The organism is Sphingopyxis sp. PET50 (assembly GCF_025244705.1).
GTDB lineage: Bacteria > Pseudomonadota > Alphaproteobacteria > Sphingomonadales > Sphingomonadaceae > Sphingopyxis.
This window is the reverse complement of the sequence record NZ_CP104207.1, coordinates 3,204,953-3,220,839: the sequence shown is the minus strand read 5'-3', so window position 1 is coordinate 3,220,839 and position 15,887 is coordinate 3,204,953. Positions and strand designations below refer to the sequence as shown.

Here is a 15,887-nt window from a genome sequence, read left to right as displayed (position 1 = left end):
CGAAACCGTCAGCACAAGCGGCATCAGCATGGCTGTGAAAGCCCGCATGGCACATCCCCTTTTGGTGGACGCGCCAAGAGCAGCGGCGGCTTAGCCAAGGCAAGCCGCCGCGCGTCGAGCCGAACCAAATCTGCGGTCAGACGTCCAGATTCGCCACCGACAGCGCGTTGGTCTGGATGAAATCGCGCCGCGGTTCGACCTCGTCACCCATCAGCCGTTCGAAGATTTCGTGCGCGATATCGGCCTGTTCGGCCTCGACGCGCAGCAGCGAACGGTTGGCGGGATCGAGCGTGGTTTCCCACAATTGCTCGGCATTCATCTCGCCCAACCCCTTGTAGCGGCTGATCGACAGCCCCTTGCGGCTGTGCGCGAAGATCGCCTCGAGCAGTTCGGACGGCCGGGTGATCGGCGTGGCCTTGCCGCTGCCGCGCGGCGGGCAGGTCGCCGTCGGCTGTTTCCTCGTCGCTTTCGGCGGCGGCGAGCGCTGCCGCTTCGGCGGCCTGCGCCGCGGCGCTGCTGCCCTTCACCAGCCGGCTCGGATGCGCATAGGTTTCGGCCTGCTCGGCCGCCAGCTTGTGCAGTCGGCGCGCCTCCTGGCTGGCCAGGAAAGCAGCGTCGATCGCATGATGGTCGCTCACCCCGCGCCAGCGGCGTTCGAGCGTATAGCCGCCGTCGACCGTCACGATCGTCCAGACCGCGTCGCTGCCGCCGCTCAGCGCCCGCTCGGCGGCGTTGAGCCACGCGGCGGCGCGCACGCCCGCGGCGGTCCGGCCCGCGCCGTCGAGGTCCGGGTCCAGCGCGCCGTTCAGCGCCAGCGCCTCGACCAGCTCGTAATTATGGCCGCGCGGTACATAGCGCATCAGCGCGCGCAGGCGGCGGCCATGCTCGATCAGGCTGCGCAGGTCGGCACCCGACCGCGCGCCGCCGCTGGTTTCCAGCATCAGCGCGTCGATCCCGCCGTCGACGAGATAATTTTCGAGCGCGCCGTCGTCCTTCACATAGACTTCGCTGCGCCCCTTCGCGACCTTGTAGAGCGGCGGCTGGGCGATGTAGAGGTGCCCTGCCTCGATGATCTCGGGCATCTGGCGATAGAAGAAGGTGAGCAACAGCGTGCGGATATGCGCGCCGTCGACGTCGGCGTCGGTCATGATCACGATCTTGTGATAGCGCAGCTTTTCGAGGTTGAACTCGTCGCGGATGCCGGTGCCGAGCGCCTGGATCAGCGTGCCGACCTCCTTGGAGGAGATGATACGGTCGAACCGCGCGCGCTCGACGTTCAATATCTTGCCCTTCAGCGGCAGGATCGCCTGCACGTGCCGGTCGCGGCCCTGCTTCGCCGAGCCGCCCGCCGAGTCGCCCTCGACCAGGAAGAGTTCGCACTTGCTGGGGTCGCGTTCCTGGCAGTCGGCGAGCTTGCCGGGCAGGCTCGCGATGTCCATCGCGCCCTTGCGCCGCGTCAGCTCGCGCGCCTTCTTCGCGGCCTCGCGCGCCGCGGCGGCGTCGATCACCTTCTGGATCACCGCCTTGGCATAGGCGGGATTTTCCTCCAGCCATTCGGTCATCCGGTCGGCCATCAGGCTTTCGAGCGGCTGGCGCACCTCCGAAGAGACCAGCTTGTCCTTGGTCTGTGACGAGAATTTGGGATCGGGCAGCTTGACCGACACGATCGCGGTCAGCCCTTCGCGCATATCCTCGCCGGTCAGCGAGACCTTTTCCTTTTTGAGGATGCCCGACTTGTCGCCATAGCCGTTGAGCGTGCGCGTCAGCGCGGCGCGGAACGCCGCGAGGTGCGTGCCGCCGTCGCGCTGCGGGATGTTGTTCGTGAAGCACAGGACATTTTCATAATAGCTGTCGTTCCATTCGAGCGCGACGTCGATGCCGATGCCGTCGCGCTCGCTGCTGATCGCGATCGGATCGGGCAGCAGCGGGGTCTTGTTGCGGTCGAGATATTTGACGAAGGCCGCGATCCCGCCTTCGTAGAAAAGGTCGTGGCTGACATGCTCGGCGTGACGCGCGTCGACCAGCTTGATCCGCACGCCCGAATTGAGGAAGGCGAGCTCGCGATAGCGGTGCTCGAGCTTTTCGAAATCGAATTCGGTGACATTCTTGAAAGTTTCGGTCGACGCGAAGAAGGTGACGCGCGTGCCCTTCTTGCCGGTTCCATCGGGATTCTGGGGGGCCGGGCCGGTGACCTTCAGCGGCGCGACCGAATCGCCATGTTCGAAGCGCATCCAATGTTCCTCGCCATCGCGCCAGATGGTGAGCTCCAGCCATTCCGACAGCGCGTTGACCACCGAGACGCCGACGCCGTGCAGGCCGCCCGACACCTTGTAGGCATTGTCGTCGCTCGTATTCTCGAACTTCCCGCCGGCATGGAGCTGGGTCATGATGACCTCGGCCGCCGAAATGCCCTCCTCGGCATGGATGCCGGTGGGGATGCCGCGGCCATTGTCCTCGACGCTGACCGACCCGTCGCTGTTGAGCGTGATCAGCACGAGGTCGCAGTGGCCCGCGAGCGCTTCGTCGATCGCATTGTCCGAAACCTCGAACACCATGTGGTGCAGCCCCGACCCGTCGTCGGTGTCGCCGATATACATGCCCGGCCGCTTGCGCACCGCGTCGAGGCCCTTCAGGACCTTGATCGAATCGGCGCCATAGGCGTTGGCATTGGGCTGGTTGGCGGGTGCGCTCGGCGCACCATTTTCACTGGGTTCCGTCATAACGATTATATAGGGTCGGCCCCCGCAAAACCCAAGCGAAAATGCCGCTCTTGCCGCTTTCCGATGCGGCGTTGCACACCCGCGCCGCGACGGCTAGTTTCGCGGCATGAAACCATGTCTCGCCGCCGCGCTTACTCTGGCAATCGCCCCGTCGCTCGCCGCCTGCTCGCAGCCCGCGCCGCCGCCCGACAACGCACCGGCCGTCGCCGCACGAACCGCTCGCGTCGCGCCCGGTACGGATCGGCACCGAAGGGCCGCAGCTGCCCGCCTGCGTCAGCAGCTCGCGGGTCAAGGCGGGCGGTACCGACGTCTATTGGGCGCCGGGCGAAACACGCGTGATCAAGGCGAAGCTCGCGGGCGGTGCCCCGGTGTCGCTGTGCGAAGCGAGCGACGACGACGCCTGGTTCGGCGTCATCTTCCCCGCGCCGGGGGGCGATGCCTCGCTGTGCGGCATCGGCCGACCGGTGCGCACCGCGCGCGAATATCAGGGGCCGTGCCGCTGGGGCTGGATCAAGGGCGGGACGGTCGAGTTGGCGGGCTGACCCGTTGCGCCCCGCCTTCGCGGCCGTCACCTCGTAGAGCTCCGTGCATTCGGCGTGCATCATTCTCGTCCGTTTGCCCTGAGCGTGTCGAAGGGCTGTTCTTCACTTTCCACGGCAGAAGAAGAAGAAGAACGGTGCTTCGACAAGCGCAGCACGAACGGGTCGATGGTGTGATGCGGACTTAACGCTCGATGTTCTGGCGGGGATGGCGTCCTACCCCCGGCAATCCTCGATCAGCTCGGCCGATTTCGGACTGGACGGGCAAGGTCAGGGAGCTGCCGTTGCTTGCTTCCAGGGCAAAACGTCCGCGGCTGAAGGCGATGCGGTCGAGGCGTACGTCGCGGCTGCCGAGCGCGACGCGTCCGCCCGTCAGGCGCAGCCGGTCGCTTCCGGCGCTGGTCTTGAGATCGACGTCGAACGCTTCGGCCCCCGCGCCGAGCCCCGCCGTCATTTCGATCGAGCCGCCGCTGCACGCCATCGTCAGCAGCGGCGCCGCGACGCCCGCCTGCGCGAAGGTCGCGGTGCGCGATCCCGCGTCATAGCGCCATTCGCCGGCGTCGAGCCGGCGCTCGTCCCACGGCTTTGCCGGCATGCCGGCGGCGGCAGCGGCGCAGGCGCCGGAACTGCGGCAACCGGAGCGGGCGCCGGCATGGGCGCCGGTGTCGGCACCGCGGCGCAGCTCGCCACCGCCAGCGTTATCGGCAGGGCGGTGCTGTAACGCCACCAGGCACGCTTTCTGCTCATGGCGCAAATCCCCGGAAATCGACCGCTTCGTCGATGCCAACGCGCGGCACCGGCCATTGGTTCACCGCCGCATCCTCGTCGGCATAGCCGATGGCGAGGCCGGTGAAGAGGATCTGGTCGTCGCCGAGGCCGAGCGCCTGGCGGATCGTCTCGCCGTACATCGCCCAGCATTCCTGCGGACAGCTGGCGAGGCCATGTTCGACGAGCAGCAGCATCACCGATTGCAGCCACATGCCCATGTCGGACCATTGCGGCGGCCCCATGATCCGCGAGCAATGGAGGAACAGCATCACCGGCGCGCCGAAACCGGTATAATTGTTCATGAACTGGGCGAGCTAGGCCCCTTTTGTCCTCGCGCGGGATGCCGAGCGCGGCGTAGAGACCCTCGCCGACCCCGAAACGCCGCGTTTCCCACGGGTCGGTCAGCCCCTTGGGATAGATGTCATATTCGGGTTGATACCCCTCGCGCCCCATCGCGATGCGCGCCGCGACCGCATCCTTCACCGCCTGCCACGGTTCGCCCGCCAGCACGACCGCCTGCCACGGCTGGAGATTGCCGCCCGACGGCGCGCGCTGCGCGGCGGCGAAAATCTGTGCGAGCAGCGCCGGATCGACCGGCCGGCCGGTGAAGGCGCGCACCGACCGGCGCTTGTGCAGGGCTGCGGTGACCGAAAGCGTCGCGGTGTCAGTCGCTGGCATATTTATCCTCTCGCCGCTTGCCGAACAGCAATTTGCGTTCGAGCCGGGCTTTGAGCTGCCGGTAATAGGAGAGCAGGAAGACGTCGTCCTCTTCCGCCACCGGCCGCCCGATCTTGGCGCGGATCGTGTCCGCGACCTCGCGCATGGCGCGCGGTTCGCGGATGCGCAAGACCCGCTCGAGCTCCTGCAGCTCGAAAATGCCGTAAACCGCGAGTTCCGCGTCGGTGAACTGCATCGGGCCGCTCGCTTCGGCCTCGGCGGCGATGTCGCGGTCGAGCTTCGACCTTTGCGCCATCACCACCCAGGTGCCGGCGATCAGGTCGCCCATCCGCATCCGGTCCTTGTTGAACAGCAGGAACAGGCTGAGCGTCAGCGACCACAGCAATCCGGCGAGCACGGTCCATCCCGACACCGTGTCCTCGCCCGCGCCGAAGCCGAGCATCATCAGCGGCAGAAAGAGTTCAAGCTCGCGGATCAGGTTGCGCGCGACCACCGCATCGGCGGTCAGCCGCCCGCCGTCGCGCGCGACGACGCGAATGCCCATCAGGCGCTTGCCCGGCGTCGCGGCGCGCTGACCCAGCTCGAAGCCGATGAACCAGAAGGTCCGCAGGACAAAGAAGCCGAGCAGCCAGATGGAGATAGCGATGCTCGACTGTGATGCGAAGCCGACCCAGAGCATCAGCAGCGAGAAGAGGAACAGGATCACGACGATCAGCGAGATATCGACGATCAGCGCCCCGAACCGCAGCCCCGAACTCGCGATCCGCAGCTCCAGATCGACGCCCTCGGGCGTGATGAACTGCCGGACCTTGCCCTTCTGAGCGGTCCGCGATTTGGCAGTGGCGGCGGCGCTCATGTCGCGGCGCTCCGCCGCGGTACGTAATAATAGCCGAGCCAGAAAATCAGCATCAGCGTGCCGATGCCGTATCGCATCAGCGTGTCGGTGATCAGCTGGCGCCCGAAACCTTCGAGCAGCCCGGCGACGAGCAGCATCAGGATGACACCGACCATTACCTTGCCCGCGGTGCGCCCGGCGTCGGATGCCGCCTGCAACCGGCTGCGCGCGCCCGGAAAGACCACCGCGGCGCCGATGCGCAGCCCCGCCGCCCCCGACAGCGCGGCGGCGAACAGCTCGGTGGTCCCGTGGATGAACAGCCAGCCGCCGAAATCATAACCCAGCCCCTTGCCGGTGAACACCGCGACGATCGCGCCCAGATTGATGCCCTGATAAAATTCGAGCATCATCGTCGGCACGCCAAAGGCGAAACCCAGCGCGAAGGACATGATCGAAACGCGGCTGTTATGCGTGAACAAATAGCTGGCAAAAATATGCAGCCCGCCGCTCTCTTCCTCGGCCGCCGCCGGGCCATGGCCGATCGTCTGCCGCAGAAATTCGGTCGTCGCGCGCGGATCGCGCCCGCCCGCTAATTCTTCGGGAATGAAATTATAGAACCATTCGGGCTGGTTGGTGACCAGCAACCAACTGGTCAGCGCGCCAAGGATGATGACGAGCGCAATAATCAGCGTTTCTTTCCACACCGCCTGCACCGCCAACGGCCAGTCGCGCGTAAAGAAGCGCGTCAGGCGGTCGAGGCGCGACTGGCGCACGCCATAGATCAGGAAATAGCCGCGCATCGACAGGGCTTCGAGATGGTCGAGCAGCGCCTTGTCGAGGCTGGTGGCGCGCGCGATCGACAGCGACGACAGGGTCGCGCGATACAGCACGGGAAGCTGGAGCAATTCCTCGCTCGACAGCCCCTTGGCGCCTCTTTTCTCGAGCCGCGTGAGCAGCGCGTCGAAGGCGATCCAGTCGGCCTCGCGCTCGGCGCGGAAACGGCTGGTCGAAAAGCTGGGCGCGTCGAGCGCGGCGGCGGCGGGCGCGATCACAGGCTGCCCTCGCGCTTGATATCGAGATAGGCGTCGATCACCCCGCCCGCCATCGCGTCGGCGGGCACTTCGAGCACGTCGGCGCCGAGCCGCTGCAAGCGTGCGATGACGAGCTGCCGGTCGCGCAGCATCGCGGCGGCGACATTCGAGCGCGTGACATCGGCGGCGCTTTCGGGGCGGCGGCGTTCCTCGGTCTCCAACTCCTCGTCCCGTAGCACGACGAACAGCAAGCGATGCTTCTTCACCAGCCGTCCGGCGGCGCGGATCATCAGGTCGGCGCTCGTCGCGTCGGTGAATTCGGTGAACAGGATGATCAGCGAGCGGCGGTTGAGCTGCGCCGAAAGCGTCGTCAGCGCGAGGGTGAAATTGCTCTCCACCGGCGCATAGTCGATCAGGCTCGCGGCGCGTTGCAGCGCCGGGAAATCCTGCGTGTGCATATAGGCGGGGGTCATCGCCTGCGGCTTGGCGGCGAAGGAGAACAAGCTGATCCGGTCGTTGAGCTTCAGCCCGACATAGGCGAGCAGCAGCGCCGCCGACACCGCGCGGTCGACGCGCGGCATGTCGCCGACCGGCTCGGCCATCGTCCGCCCGGCGTCGATCGCCAGCACGACGCGGTTGTCGCGCTCGACGCGATATTCCTTGGCGAACAGTTTCACATGGCGCGCCGACGCGTTCCAGTCGATCGCGCGCCGGTCCATGCCGGGCTGATATTCGGCGAGCGCCTCGAATTCGGCGCCCTCGCCGCGCATGCGCTGCTGGCGCAGCCCGAACCAGCTGTTGCGCTGGAACAGGCGGCTGCCCTCCTCGGTCACCGCGCGCAGGCTGGGGACCACCGCGATGCTGCCGTCGATGCCGAATTTGCGCTGCTTCCACACCAGGCCGAGCGGCCCGCGCCAGCGGATCCACGCTGCGTCGATGCCCGCCTTGCCGCGCCGCGACGCGGCGAGTGCCAGGGTGGCGACCAGCGCCTGGCGCTTGCCCTCGGCCCGATCCGCGGCACGCATCGCGCCCGCCAGCCGTCCGCCCACCGCCAGCCGCTCATCGACCGCGAGCGCGATTTCGGCGCCTCGCGGCACGCCGCGCTCGCTCGCCGCGATCAGCGTCAGGTCGAACGGGTCGCCGACCCCGACCTGATGCGGAAAGCGCGTATCGAGTTTCAGGCTGCGGGGATTCGGACCCGCCAGTCCGTCGATCAACAGACAGGCGATCAGGAACCCGATCCACCCCGGCGCGACCAGCCACAGCTCGGGCCGGATCAGCCCGAGCAGGAGCGCGACCGGCGCGCCGGCCAGCAGCAACAGGACCGCGCGGCGGGTGGGGTAGATCAACGCGGCACCTCTTCGCGTTCGAGCAGCGCGGCGACGACCTGTTCGACATTGCGGCCCTCTATCTCGGCCGCCGCCGACAGGATGACGCGGTGGCGCAGCACCCCGGCGGCGAGGCGCTGGACATCGTCAGGGATCACATAGTCGCGCCCGTCGAGCGCCGCAGCGGCGCTCGCGGCGCGCGCGAGCAGCGAGGCGGCGCGCGGGGATGCGCCGCATTCGAGGTCGGCGCTCTCGCGCGTCGCGCGGATCAGGCGCACGATATAGTCGACGATCTCCTCGGCCAGCCGGACGGTCGCGATGATGTCGATCGCCTCGCCGATCGCCGCGGCATCGGCGACCTGCGCGACGCCGAAGTCGGCGACCGCGGGGCTCTTGAAGCGCCCGCCATGTTCGGCGACGATCCGGCGCTCCTCCTCGATCGCGGGATAATCGACCACCAGCTTGAACAGGAAGCGGTCGAGCTGCGCCTCGGGCAGCGGATAGACGCCCTGCTGCTCGATCGGATTCTGCGTCGCCAGCACGGTGAAGCGCGGGCTCATCGCGTGCGGCTCGCCGTTGATCGTCACCCGCCGTTCCTGCATCGCCTCGAGCAGCGCCGCCTGCGTCTTGGGCGGGGTGCGGTTGATTTCGTCGGCGAGCAGCAGCTCGGTGAAGATCGGCCCCTTGGTCAGCGTGAAGCTCGACGTCTGGAAGTTGAACAGGTTCGACCCCAATATGTCGCCCGGCATCAGGTCGGGGGTGAACTGGATGCGCCCGAAATCGAGGCCGACCGCGCGCGCAAACGCCTGCGCGAGCAACGTCTTCGCGGTTCCCGGCGGCCCTTCGAGCAGCACATGGCCGCCGGCGAGCAGCGCGATCGTCACCATCCGGGTCAGCGGCTGCTGGCCGAACACGACCTTGGCGACCTCGGCGTCGATCGCGGCGCCCAGCGCCTGTACGCGCGCGATGTCATTAGCTGTCACGGATTAAGTCCTTCCTGATGTCGTGCAGCGCCTGTGCGTCTGCGAGGAATTCATGGTTGTTGCGCGCGAGCGGCAGGCGCCGGGCGAGCGCGGAAAACAGGTTGCCGCCGGGCGGCAGGTGGCGGTCGATCCAGCTGTCGGTCGCCGCCGCGTCGAGCCCCGCGGGGGCGTGCAGCCGCCGCGCGATCGCCGCGCGCAGGCTGGCGACATAGGAACCGGCCCCCTCGAGCTCGCGGCCCGCCTGCTTGATCAGGTCGGCGCTGTTGGCGATCAGCGCCGCCTTCGACACCGGGATCGCCCGGCTGGGTTTCAGCGCCGGGCCGAAGCGCGCCCACGCCTGCCACAGCGCGAACAGCCCCGCCGCGATCAGGCACAGGGTGATGCCGATGAACGGCGGCACAAAGGCGAAACGCAGCAGCGAGCGCCCGCCGCCGAGCCCGTTCAGCGTCACGTCGAAGGCAAGCCCGTCGGCCTCCGCGTCTTCGGCGACGGCATCGAGCAGCATCGCCGCACTGCGCGCGCCGTCGCGCGAGGCAAAGGCGAAATTGTTGATGAGGTCGGGGTCGGCAAGGATATAGAAGTCGTGCTCGCGCGCCCGCGCGAGCACCGCGCCGCCGCCGGGACCCGCCGCCAGCACGTCGAGCCCGTCGCCCGAAATCGTCTGGACATTGCCGGGCAGCGCGAGCGGAATGGCGCGTCCGGCGAGGGCCGCCACGACGCGTCCGGCTTTCGCCTTGCCGGCGCGGATATCGACCGTGCCGAAACTGTCGGCGGGCAGCAGCTTGTCGGGCGGGGTCATCGGATAGCCCGCGCTGACCCATCCCGGCTTGGTGTCGGTGCCGGGAATCCGCCCCGCTTCCCATTTGGGCAGGACGACGAGCACCGCCGACCCGCGCGGCGCCCGCGATCAGCTCGGCGATTTCCTCCGGCCGGGTGCGGTGGGTCGGGGTCAGCACGATCAGTGGTTCATATTCGTCGTAGCGATAGGGTCCTGTCTTCCGCCGCACCTCGACCGATGCCCCCGCGCGCTCGACCAGGTCGATGATCCCGGCATAGCCCGGCGCCGCCTTCGACAGGGCATGGCCGCCGCCGTCATTGCCCTTGCCCATCTGCGGCCCCAGCGCGACCAGCGCCCAGAGTGCGATGAAGGCGACGATGCCGATGCCGACGACCGCCGCGATCAGCCGCGGGTTGAAACTCGTCTCGCCGGTCGCCGCGCCGCTCATGCGCGGGCCCAGTTCTTGGGAACCGTCATTTCGGCATAGGCGGTGCGGCACTGTTCCCATGCGCCGGCGTCGATGGCGCGGCCGCCGAACAGGCTGATCTCGACCGCACGCGCGATGCGGCTGAACGCTTCGCGCGCCACCGCGGGCAGATCGTGCGCCATCGCCAGGTCGCGCGAGGTCATCGCCGGCTTGACCAGCCCGGGGCGGCGCCCCTCGATATCCTCGACGCTGCGATAGAGCAGCAGGTGCGCCGCCTCGGCATAGCGTCCCGCGGCGGCGAGCGCGTCGGCCTCGGCCAGCAGCGCGCGCGCGGCGCCGGCTTCGGCCTGCCCGACCATATCGGCCTCCTCCTCCAGCGCCTTGCGCTTGCGGCGGAAGCGCAAGTCATCGACCCAGGTCGCGAAGGCGGGAACGAACAGATAGAGGAGCAGCAGCACGAGCAGGACGGCGCCGATCCACAGCAAGGGCTTGCCGGCTGGGCGCGCTCCATTCGAAAAAGTCGCCGATGGCGCGAAAAATCGCCTCCAGCCATTCGGGGGTGTTCGGCGGCGGCGGTGGCGGCGGGAAGGCGGTCTGGATCGTGCCACCCGCCATCGTCTGGGTGTAGCTCGGCTCGACGAGTTCGGGATCGACGAGCCAGCCCCCACCCCCGTCGGCGCTCGGCGGTGCGGCGGCGGCCGACGCCTGGGCGATCCACAGCGATATCATGTCGAAATAATGCTTCCGCCCCGGTGGATCATCGGGGCAAGTGGTAGCGCGCCCGCGGGCGCGATGGCAAGAGATGCTTGCGCGCGCGGGTGGCCCGTAATAGCGCGCCGCGACGGCACGGCGGACGGTTGCGCCTGCGGGCGATGCGATGACGGGAGGACGGGTGTGGACGCGGCTCAGGCGGTACATGAAAAATTCCTCGCCGCGCTGGCGGACGGGCGGCTGCCCGACCGCGGCGATGCGCCGGGTCCGGCGGCCGTCGGCCTGTCGCGCGGCGAAGCCACCGACCTCTTCCTGTCGCAGCTCACCAGCCGCCAGATGGACCGGCTGTCGCGTGCGTTACAGGCGCGGGGCGAGGGTTTCTATACGATCGGGTCGTCGGGGCACGAGGGCAATGCCGCGGTCGCCGCAGCGCTGCGCGTCACCGACATGGCCTTTCTTCACTATCGCTCGAACGCCTTCCAGCTCCACCGCGCGCGCCAGCTTCCGGGCGGCACGCCGACCTGGGACATGCTGCTGAGCTTCGCCGCGTCGAGCGAGGATCCGATTTCGGGCGGCTCGGCACAAGGTGATCGGGTCGAAGCCGCTGGCGATCCCGCCGCAGACCTCGACCATCGCGTCGCACCTGCCCAAGGCGGTCGGCGCCGCTTTCTCGATCGGCATCGCGCGGCGTCAGGGGATGAAGGGCCTGCCGCTGCCCGACGATGCGGTGGTGCTGGCGAGTTTCGGCGACGCCTCGGCGAATCATTCGACCGCGCAGGGCGCGTTCAACACCGCGGGCTGGGCGGCGTTTCAGGGTTCGCCGATGCCGCTGATCTTCCTGTGCGAGGATAATGGCATCGGCATTTCGACCCGCACGCCGACGGGCTGGATCGAGGCGCAGTTCCGGCACCGCGCCGGGCTCCATTATATCCAGTGCGACGGCACCGATCTGGTGTCGGCCTATGCGGGCGCGAGGGAAGCCGCCGATCATGCGCGCCGGACGCGCCGGCCGGTGTTTCTCCATATGGCGACCGTGCGTCTCTACGGCCACGCCGGGTCGGACGTGCAGGGCGCCTATCTGCCGAAAGCCCTGATCGAATCCGATGAAGCGCGCGATCCGCTGCTCAAGGGCGCGGCGCTGATGGCCGGGCAGGGCTGGATGACCCCCGCCGAGATCGCCGAGGCCTATGAGGAGATCGGCGCGACGCTGGCGCGGCAAGCCGAAGCGGCGATCCGCCGCCCCAAGCTGACGACGCCCGCCGCGGTGATGGAAAGCATCGTCCCGCCGAAGCGCGAGGTCGCGCGGCCCAACACCCCTTCGGCAGAGGACCGCAAGGCGATGTTCGGCAGCGATGCGCAGGCGATGGACAAGCCGCAGCACATGGCGCGGCTGCTCAGCTGGGCGCTCGCCGACCTGATGCTCGCGCACCGGGAAATCGTCGTCGCGGGCGAGGATGTCGGGCCGAAGGGCGGCGTCTACAACGTCACCGCGAAGCTGCATCAGCGTTTCGGTTCGGCGCGTGTAGTCAACACTTTGCTCGACGAACAGGCGATCCTCGGCCTCGCGATCGGCATGGCGCACAACGGTTTCCTGCCGATGCCCGAAATCCAGTTCCTCGCCTATGTCCACAATGCCGAGGACCAGATCCGCGGCGAGGCGGCGACGCTCAGCTTCTTCTCCAACGGCCAGTACACCAACCCGATGGTGATCCGGATCGCGGGGCTCGGTTACCAGAAGGGCTTCGGCGGCCATTTCCACAACGATAACAGCCTCGCGGTGTTCCGCGACATCCCGGGCCTGATCCTCGCGGTGCCGTCGAACGGCCGCGACGCCGTCGCGATGCTCCGCGAATGCGTGCGGCTGGCGCGCGAGGAGCAACGGGTGGTCGTGTTCGTCGAGCCGATCGCGCTCTACATGACCCGCGACCTCCACGAGGAAGGCGATGGCCTGTGGACCAGCGTTTACGAGGCGCCCGGCGAGGGCGCGCCGATCCGGCTCGGCGAGGTCGGGGTGCATGGCGACGGCGGCGATCTGGCGATCGTCACCTATGGCAACGGCACTTATCTGTCGCGGCAGGCCGAGAAACTGCTCGCCGCCGATGGCGTCCAGGCGCGGGTGATCGACCTGCGCTGGCTCGGCCCGGTCGACGAGGACAGGCTGGTGGCAGCCGTCGGCGAGGCGAAACGCATCCTGATCGTCGACGAATGCCGCATCACCGGCTCGCAGAGCGAGGCGCTGATGGCGACGTTCGTCGAACGCACGCCCGACAAGAAACTCAAGCGCATCGCCGCCGACGACAGCTTCATTCCGCTCGGCAAGGCCGCGACGCTCACGCTGCCCAGCCGCGATTCGATCGTCGCTGCTGCGCGCGATCTTCTGTCCAAAGAATAGCTTCTAAAACCGTTTGCCCTGAGCTTGTCGAAGGGCCGTCCTTGTTTTTAACCGCAGAAAGAGAAGAACAGTGCTTCGACAAGCTCAGCACGAACGGATGAGGGGGAGGTGATGGGAGGCAATCGCAGGACCGCCCTCGTCGTCGCTCCCGGCCGCGGCACCTATGGCAAGGGCGAGCTTGGCAGCATCGCGCGGCTGCATGGCGCGCGCTTCGCCGATGTGATCGCCAATTTCGATGCCCAGCGCCGCGAGCGCGGTCAGCCGGCGGTGAGCACCCTCGACGGCGCCGAGCGTTTCAGCGTCGCGACGCATATGCGCGGCGACGTCGCCGCACCGCTGATCTACACCGCGACCGCGCTCGACTGGCTCAGCATCGACCGCGAGAAATATGACGTCGTCGCGGTCGCGGGCAATTCGATGGGCTGGTACAGCGCCCTCGCGCTCGGCGGCGCGGTTTCCATCGCGGACGGTTTTCGCATCAGCAACGCGATGGGCCTCAACAGCCAGACGCACGGCCCCGGCGGCCAGATATTGCTGCAGGTGGTCGATGACGACTGGCGCCCGGTCCCCGGTCTTCGCGACCGGCTCCTCGCGCTCGTCGCCGCGATCGGCACCCGCCCCGGCCACGCGCTCGCGCTGTCGATCGACCTTGCCGGGATGCTGGTGTTCGCGGGCAATGAAGAGGGACTCGCCGCGCTGCTCGCCGAAGCGCCGCCGACCCCCGGGCGCGATCCGCTGCGCCTCGCGGGCCACGGTCCCTTCCACACCCCGCTGATGGTCGGCAGTTCGGACAAGGCCAGGGCCGAATTGCCGGTGTCGCTCTTCGGCGGCCCCGCGATCCCGATGGTCGACGGGCGCGGCCATATCTGGCGGCGCTTTTCGTCCGACCCCTCGGAAGTGTGGGATTACACTTTCGGCCACCAGATACTCGCGCCCTATGATTTCGCGCTGTCGGTGCAGGTCGCGGTCAAGGAGTATGCGCCCGACGTCCTCATCCTTCCCGGCCCCGGCGACACGCTGGGCGGCGCGATCGCGCAGGCGCTGATCGGCATCGGCTGGCAGGGGATCGGGGGCAAGGCCGACTTCATGGCGCGGCAGGCGGCCGATCCGATCCTGCTGTCGATGGGCCGCGCCGAACAGCGCGCGCTGGTGACGGGCTGACGGGTCCACCGGTTGGGGCTAGCCGGAGGGTCGCCCGGCCTAGCCCGTGGTGGAAGCGGCCAGGTGGGGTAGCCGCGCGGAGCGAACGACGCGGGCCCCAGGGACCAACGAAGGGCGCCGCGCCGTTCGCTGTCGTCTACGGCGGCGCGCGCGAAACATTCACCGCGCCCTGTGGCGATCATGTTCCGAAACGGAGAGAATTGGCCGAACCCGATTGGGCAAGGAAGCGCAGCCGCAGCAGTTCGGCGACGCTTCCCGCTTCGGCGCGGCGCATGATATTGGCGCGGTGCACCTCGACCGTCCGCGGGCTGAGGTCGAGCCGCCGCGCGATCGCCTTATTGCCCAGCCCCGCCGCGATCGCGTCCAATATATCCTGCTCGCGCGGGGTCAGCGCCGCCAGCCGTGCCTCGGCGGCACGGTGCAAGGCGCGCTGCTGCTGGCCATGCCGCCAATCGTCCAGCGCCTGGTCGAGCGTGCGCCGCACCAGCCGCGGATCGAGCGGCGCGGGCAAGAGATCGAGCGCGCCGCTGCGCAGAATCAGCCGGGTTTCGGCCAGGCTCAGCCGGTCGGCGGCGACAAAGGGCGCGATATCGGGCTTGCCCTTCACATGGCCGAGCAGCGTCGCGCCGTCGGTCGGCCCCGGCTGGCGCCAGTGAAACAGCAGCAGGCCGCCGCCATGGTCGGCTTCGGCCTCCAGATAATCATCGGCGCTGGCAAAGCTGCGCACCACCCGCACCGCACCGGCCGCGAGCGTCCGGAAGCAGGCCGCGCGCTCGACCGGATCGGGCAGGACGAGATGGATTTCCCCCTGGGCATCGCTCATGCCGCGTTGCTGCCCGCCACACGCCGCCAGGCCCAGCCGAAGCCGTTCCGTTTTGGACCAAAGGCCGCAATCGGCGGCGGTCGCGGCTTCGTCGCCGGGCCGCTGACCGTCACGGGAATCGGGGCCGCGACCTCGCCTGGTCGTCGCGGAGAAACCCGAAGCAATGCTGTGCCGGCGCTTCGAGCATCCAGCTTTGCAGCACGCGGTGGATGCCGCGACCGACCAGGCTTTCGATCAGCACCAGCTCGCGCGGCATCCAGTGCCAGACGACGGGCACCCGGTCGAGCGGGCATTTGCCATAACCGAGCGTGATGTGCGGACGAAGGCCCGACGTCCGGTGGAGCGGCGCGATCCCGCGGCTGGCCAGCGGATCGAGCAGCGCGACGATCCGCTCGTAGACGCGGCGGATGCCGGCGATGCTGCCCGTGGTGACCAGTTCGGCGCCGTTCGCCCGGCGCAATATCCGGCCGAAGCGGATTTCGCTCGCAGGCGGCAACCCGGTCTCGAAAGCCTGCACGAGCCAGTCCCGGATCGACACGTGCGGAACCGGTGTTTCGGCGATGACGCAAAGCGTCAGGTGCAACTTGTCCAGTTCCAGCGGCCTGAATGTGCCGCCGGGCACCGGCGAGAAGGGCGCGATGATCCGGGCGCCTGCGGCGGGATCGACCCGAAAGCCCAGAAAATAGCGGAACAGGGGAGTCATTTGCCGTTTT

Annotated in this window: 15 protein-coding genes and 2 pseudogenes; 4 read left to right on the top strand and 13 right to left on the bottom strand. The window is 68.3% G+C overall.

Going from position 1 to position 15,887, the window contains the following annotated elements:
- Window positions 1–136: 136 nt before the first annotated feature.
- Window positions 137–2,720 (bottom strand): annotated as a pseudogene (gene gyrB / locus N0A20_RS17045) (DNA topoisomerase (ATP-hydrolyzing) subunit B).
- A 335-nt stretch (window positions 2,721–3,055) separates the two neighbouring features.
- Between gyrB and N0A20_RS17040 the strand changes: the two are divergent.
- A complete protein-coding gene (locus tag N0A20_RS17040; RefSeq protein ID WP_260581539.1) occupies window positions 3,056–3,262 on the top strand; it encodes a hypothetical protein in 207 nt (68 codons plus the stop codon).
- Window positions 3,263–3,443: 181 nt separating this feature from the next.
- On the opposite strand, the gene N0A20_RS17035 is transcribed toward N0A20_RS17040, so the two are convergent.
- From N0A20_RS17035 to N0A20_RS16990, 10 genes and pseudogenes are all read right to left on the bottom strand, one after another.
- The gene (locus N0A20_RS17035) at window positions 3,444–3,986 is read right to left on the bottom strand and encodes a hypothetical protein (RefSeq protein ID WP_260581538.1); all 543 of its coding nucleotides are present in this window, start codon (window positions 3,984–3,986) and stop codon (window positions 3,444–3,446) included.
- A gap of 16 nt (window positions 3,987–4,002) precedes the next feature.
- Window positions 4,003–4,329: a nitroreductase family protein gene (locus tag N0A20_RS17030; RefSeq protein WP_260581537.1), complete on the bottom strand. Its 327-nt coding sequence runs from the start codon at window positions 4,327–4,329 to the stop codon at window positions 4,003–4,005.
- Between the two features lie 223 nt (window positions 4,330–4,552).
- Window positions 4,553–4,705 (bottom strand): annotated as a pseudogene (locus N0A20_RS17025) (nitroreductase family protein); the annotation flags it as partial.
- Window positions 4,692–5,561 (bottom strand): RDD family protein, encoded by an 870-nt coding sequence (locus tag N0A20_RS17020; RefSeq protein WP_260581536.1) that lies wholly within the window; start codon window positions 5,559–5,561, stop codon window positions 4,692–4,694. The pseudogene N0A20_RS17025 and the gene N0A20_RS17020, both read right to left, overlap by 14 nt.
- Window positions 5,558–6,592, bottom strand: coding sequence for a stage II sporulation protein M (locus N0A20_RS17015; RefSeq protein ID WP_260581535.1), 1,035 nt, complete (start codon window positions 6,590–6,592; stop codon window positions 5,558–5,560). Before N0A20_RS17015 ends, N0A20_RS17020 begins: the two co-directional genes overlap by 4 nt.
- Window positions 6,589–7,920: a DUF58 domain-containing protein gene (locus N0A20_RS17010; RefSeq protein WP_260581534.1), complete on the bottom strand. Its 1,332-nt coding sequence runs from the start codon at window positions 7,918–7,920 to the stop codon at window positions 6,589–6,591. Before N0A20_RS17010 ends, N0A20_RS17015 begins: the two co-directional genes overlap by 4 nt.
- Window positions 7,917–8,882: an AAA family ATPase gene (locus N0A20_RS17005; protein WP_409574695.1), complete on the bottom strand. Its 966-nt coding sequence runs from the start codon at window positions 8,880–8,882 to the stop codon at window positions 7,917–7,919. Before N0A20_RS17005 ends, N0A20_RS17010 begins: the two co-directional genes overlap by 4 nt.
- A complete protein-coding gene (locus N0A20_RS17000; protein WP_260581533.1) occupies window positions 8,872–9,765 on the bottom strand; it encodes a DUF4350 domain-containing protein in 894 nt (297 codons plus the stop codon). Before N0A20_RS17000 ends, N0A20_RS17005 begins: the two co-directional genes overlap by 11 nt.
- Window positions 9,766–10,104: 339 nt before the next feature.
- Window positions 10,105–10,572 carry a DUF4129 domain-containing protein gene (locus N0A20_RS16995; RefSeq protein ID WP_260581532.1) on the bottom strand — a complete coding sequence of 156 codons (468 nt, stop codon included), beginning with the start codon at window positions 10,570–10,572 and terminating at the stop codon, window positions 10,105–10,107.
- Entirely contained in the window at window positions 10,493–10,816 is a 324-nt protein-coding gene (locus N0A20_RS16990; RefSeq protein WP_260581531.1) for a hypothetical protein, read from the bottom strand. Before N0A20_RS16990 ends, N0A20_RS16995 begins: the two co-directional genes overlap by 80 nt.
- Before the next feature lie 165 nt (window positions 10,817–10,981).
- On the opposite strand from N0A20_RS16990, the gene N0A20_RS16985 reads away from it, so the two are divergent.
- The 3 genes from N0A20_RS16985 to N0A20_RS16975 all read left to right on the top strand — a co-directional run bounded on the left by N0A20_RS16985 (window position 10,982) and on the right by N0A20_RS16975 (window position 14,351).
- Window positions 10,982–11,650, top strand: coding sequence for a hypothetical protein (locus N0A20_RS16985; RefSeq protein ID WP_260581530.1), 669 nt, complete (start codon window positions 10,982–10,984; stop codon window positions 11,648–11,650).
- Window positions 11,532–13,190 carry a thiamine pyrophosphate-dependent enzyme gene (locus N0A20_RS16980; protein WP_260583943.1) on the top strand — a complete coding sequence of 553 codons (1,659 nt, stop codon included), beginning with the start codon at window positions 11,532–11,534 and terminating at the stop codon, window positions 13,188–13,190. The genes N0A20_RS16985 and N0A20_RS16980 overlap by 119 nt, the downstream gene beginning before the upstream one ends.
- Window positions 13,191–13,301: 111 nt before the next feature.
- Window positions 13,302–14,351, top strand: a complete 1,050-nt coding sequence (locus N0A20_RS16975) for an ACP S-malonyltransferase (protein WP_260581529.1) — start codon at window positions 13,302–13,304, stop codon at window positions 14,349–14,351.
- 178 nt (window positions 14,352–14,529) lie between these two features.
- On the opposite strand, the gene N0A20_RS16970 is transcribed toward N0A20_RS16975, so the two are convergent.
- Complete coding sequence (locus tag N0A20_RS16970; RefSeq protein ID WP_260581528.1) at window positions 14,530–15,174, bottom strand: response regulator transcription factor; 645 nt, start codon at window positions 15,172–15,174, stop codon at window positions 14,530–14,532.
- Window positions 15,175–15,283: 109 nt separating this feature from the next.
- Entirely contained in the window at window positions 15,284–15,877 is a 594-nt protein-coding gene (locus N0A20_RS16965; protein WP_260581527.1) for a 2'-5' RNA ligase family protein, read from the bottom strand.
- Window positions 15,878–15,887: the final 10 nt, after the last annotated feature.

What these genes read in the sequence shown, in the direction of transcription:
- N0A20_RS16970 (WP_260581528.1), bottom strand. Translation starts at nt 15,174, where the DNA reads ATGAGCGATGCCCAGGGGGAAATCCATCTCGTCCTGCCCGATCCGGTC.
- N0A20_RS16975 (WP_260581529.1), top strand. Translation starts at nt 13,302, where the DNA reads ATGGGAGGCAATCGCAGGACCGCCCTCGTCGTCGCTCCCGGCCGCGGC.
- N0A20_RS17030 (WP_260581537.1), bottom strand. Translation starts at nt 4,329, where the DNA reads ATGAACAATTATACCGGTTTCGGCGCGCCGGTGATGCTGTTCCTCCAT.
- N0A20_RS16965 (WP_260581527.1), bottom strand. Translation starts at nt 15,877, where the DNA reads ATGACTCCCCTGTTCCGCTATTTTCTGGGCTTTCGGGTCGATCCCGCC.
- N0A20_RS16990 (WP_260581531.1), bottom strand. Translation starts at nt 10,816, where the DNA reads ATGATATCGCTGTGGATCGCCCAGGCGTCGGCCGCCGCCGCACCGCCG.
- N0A20_RS17020 (WP_260581536.1), bottom strand. Translation starts at nt 5,561, where the DNA reads ATGAGCGCCGCCGCCACTGCCAAATCGCGGACCGCTCAGAAGGGCAAG.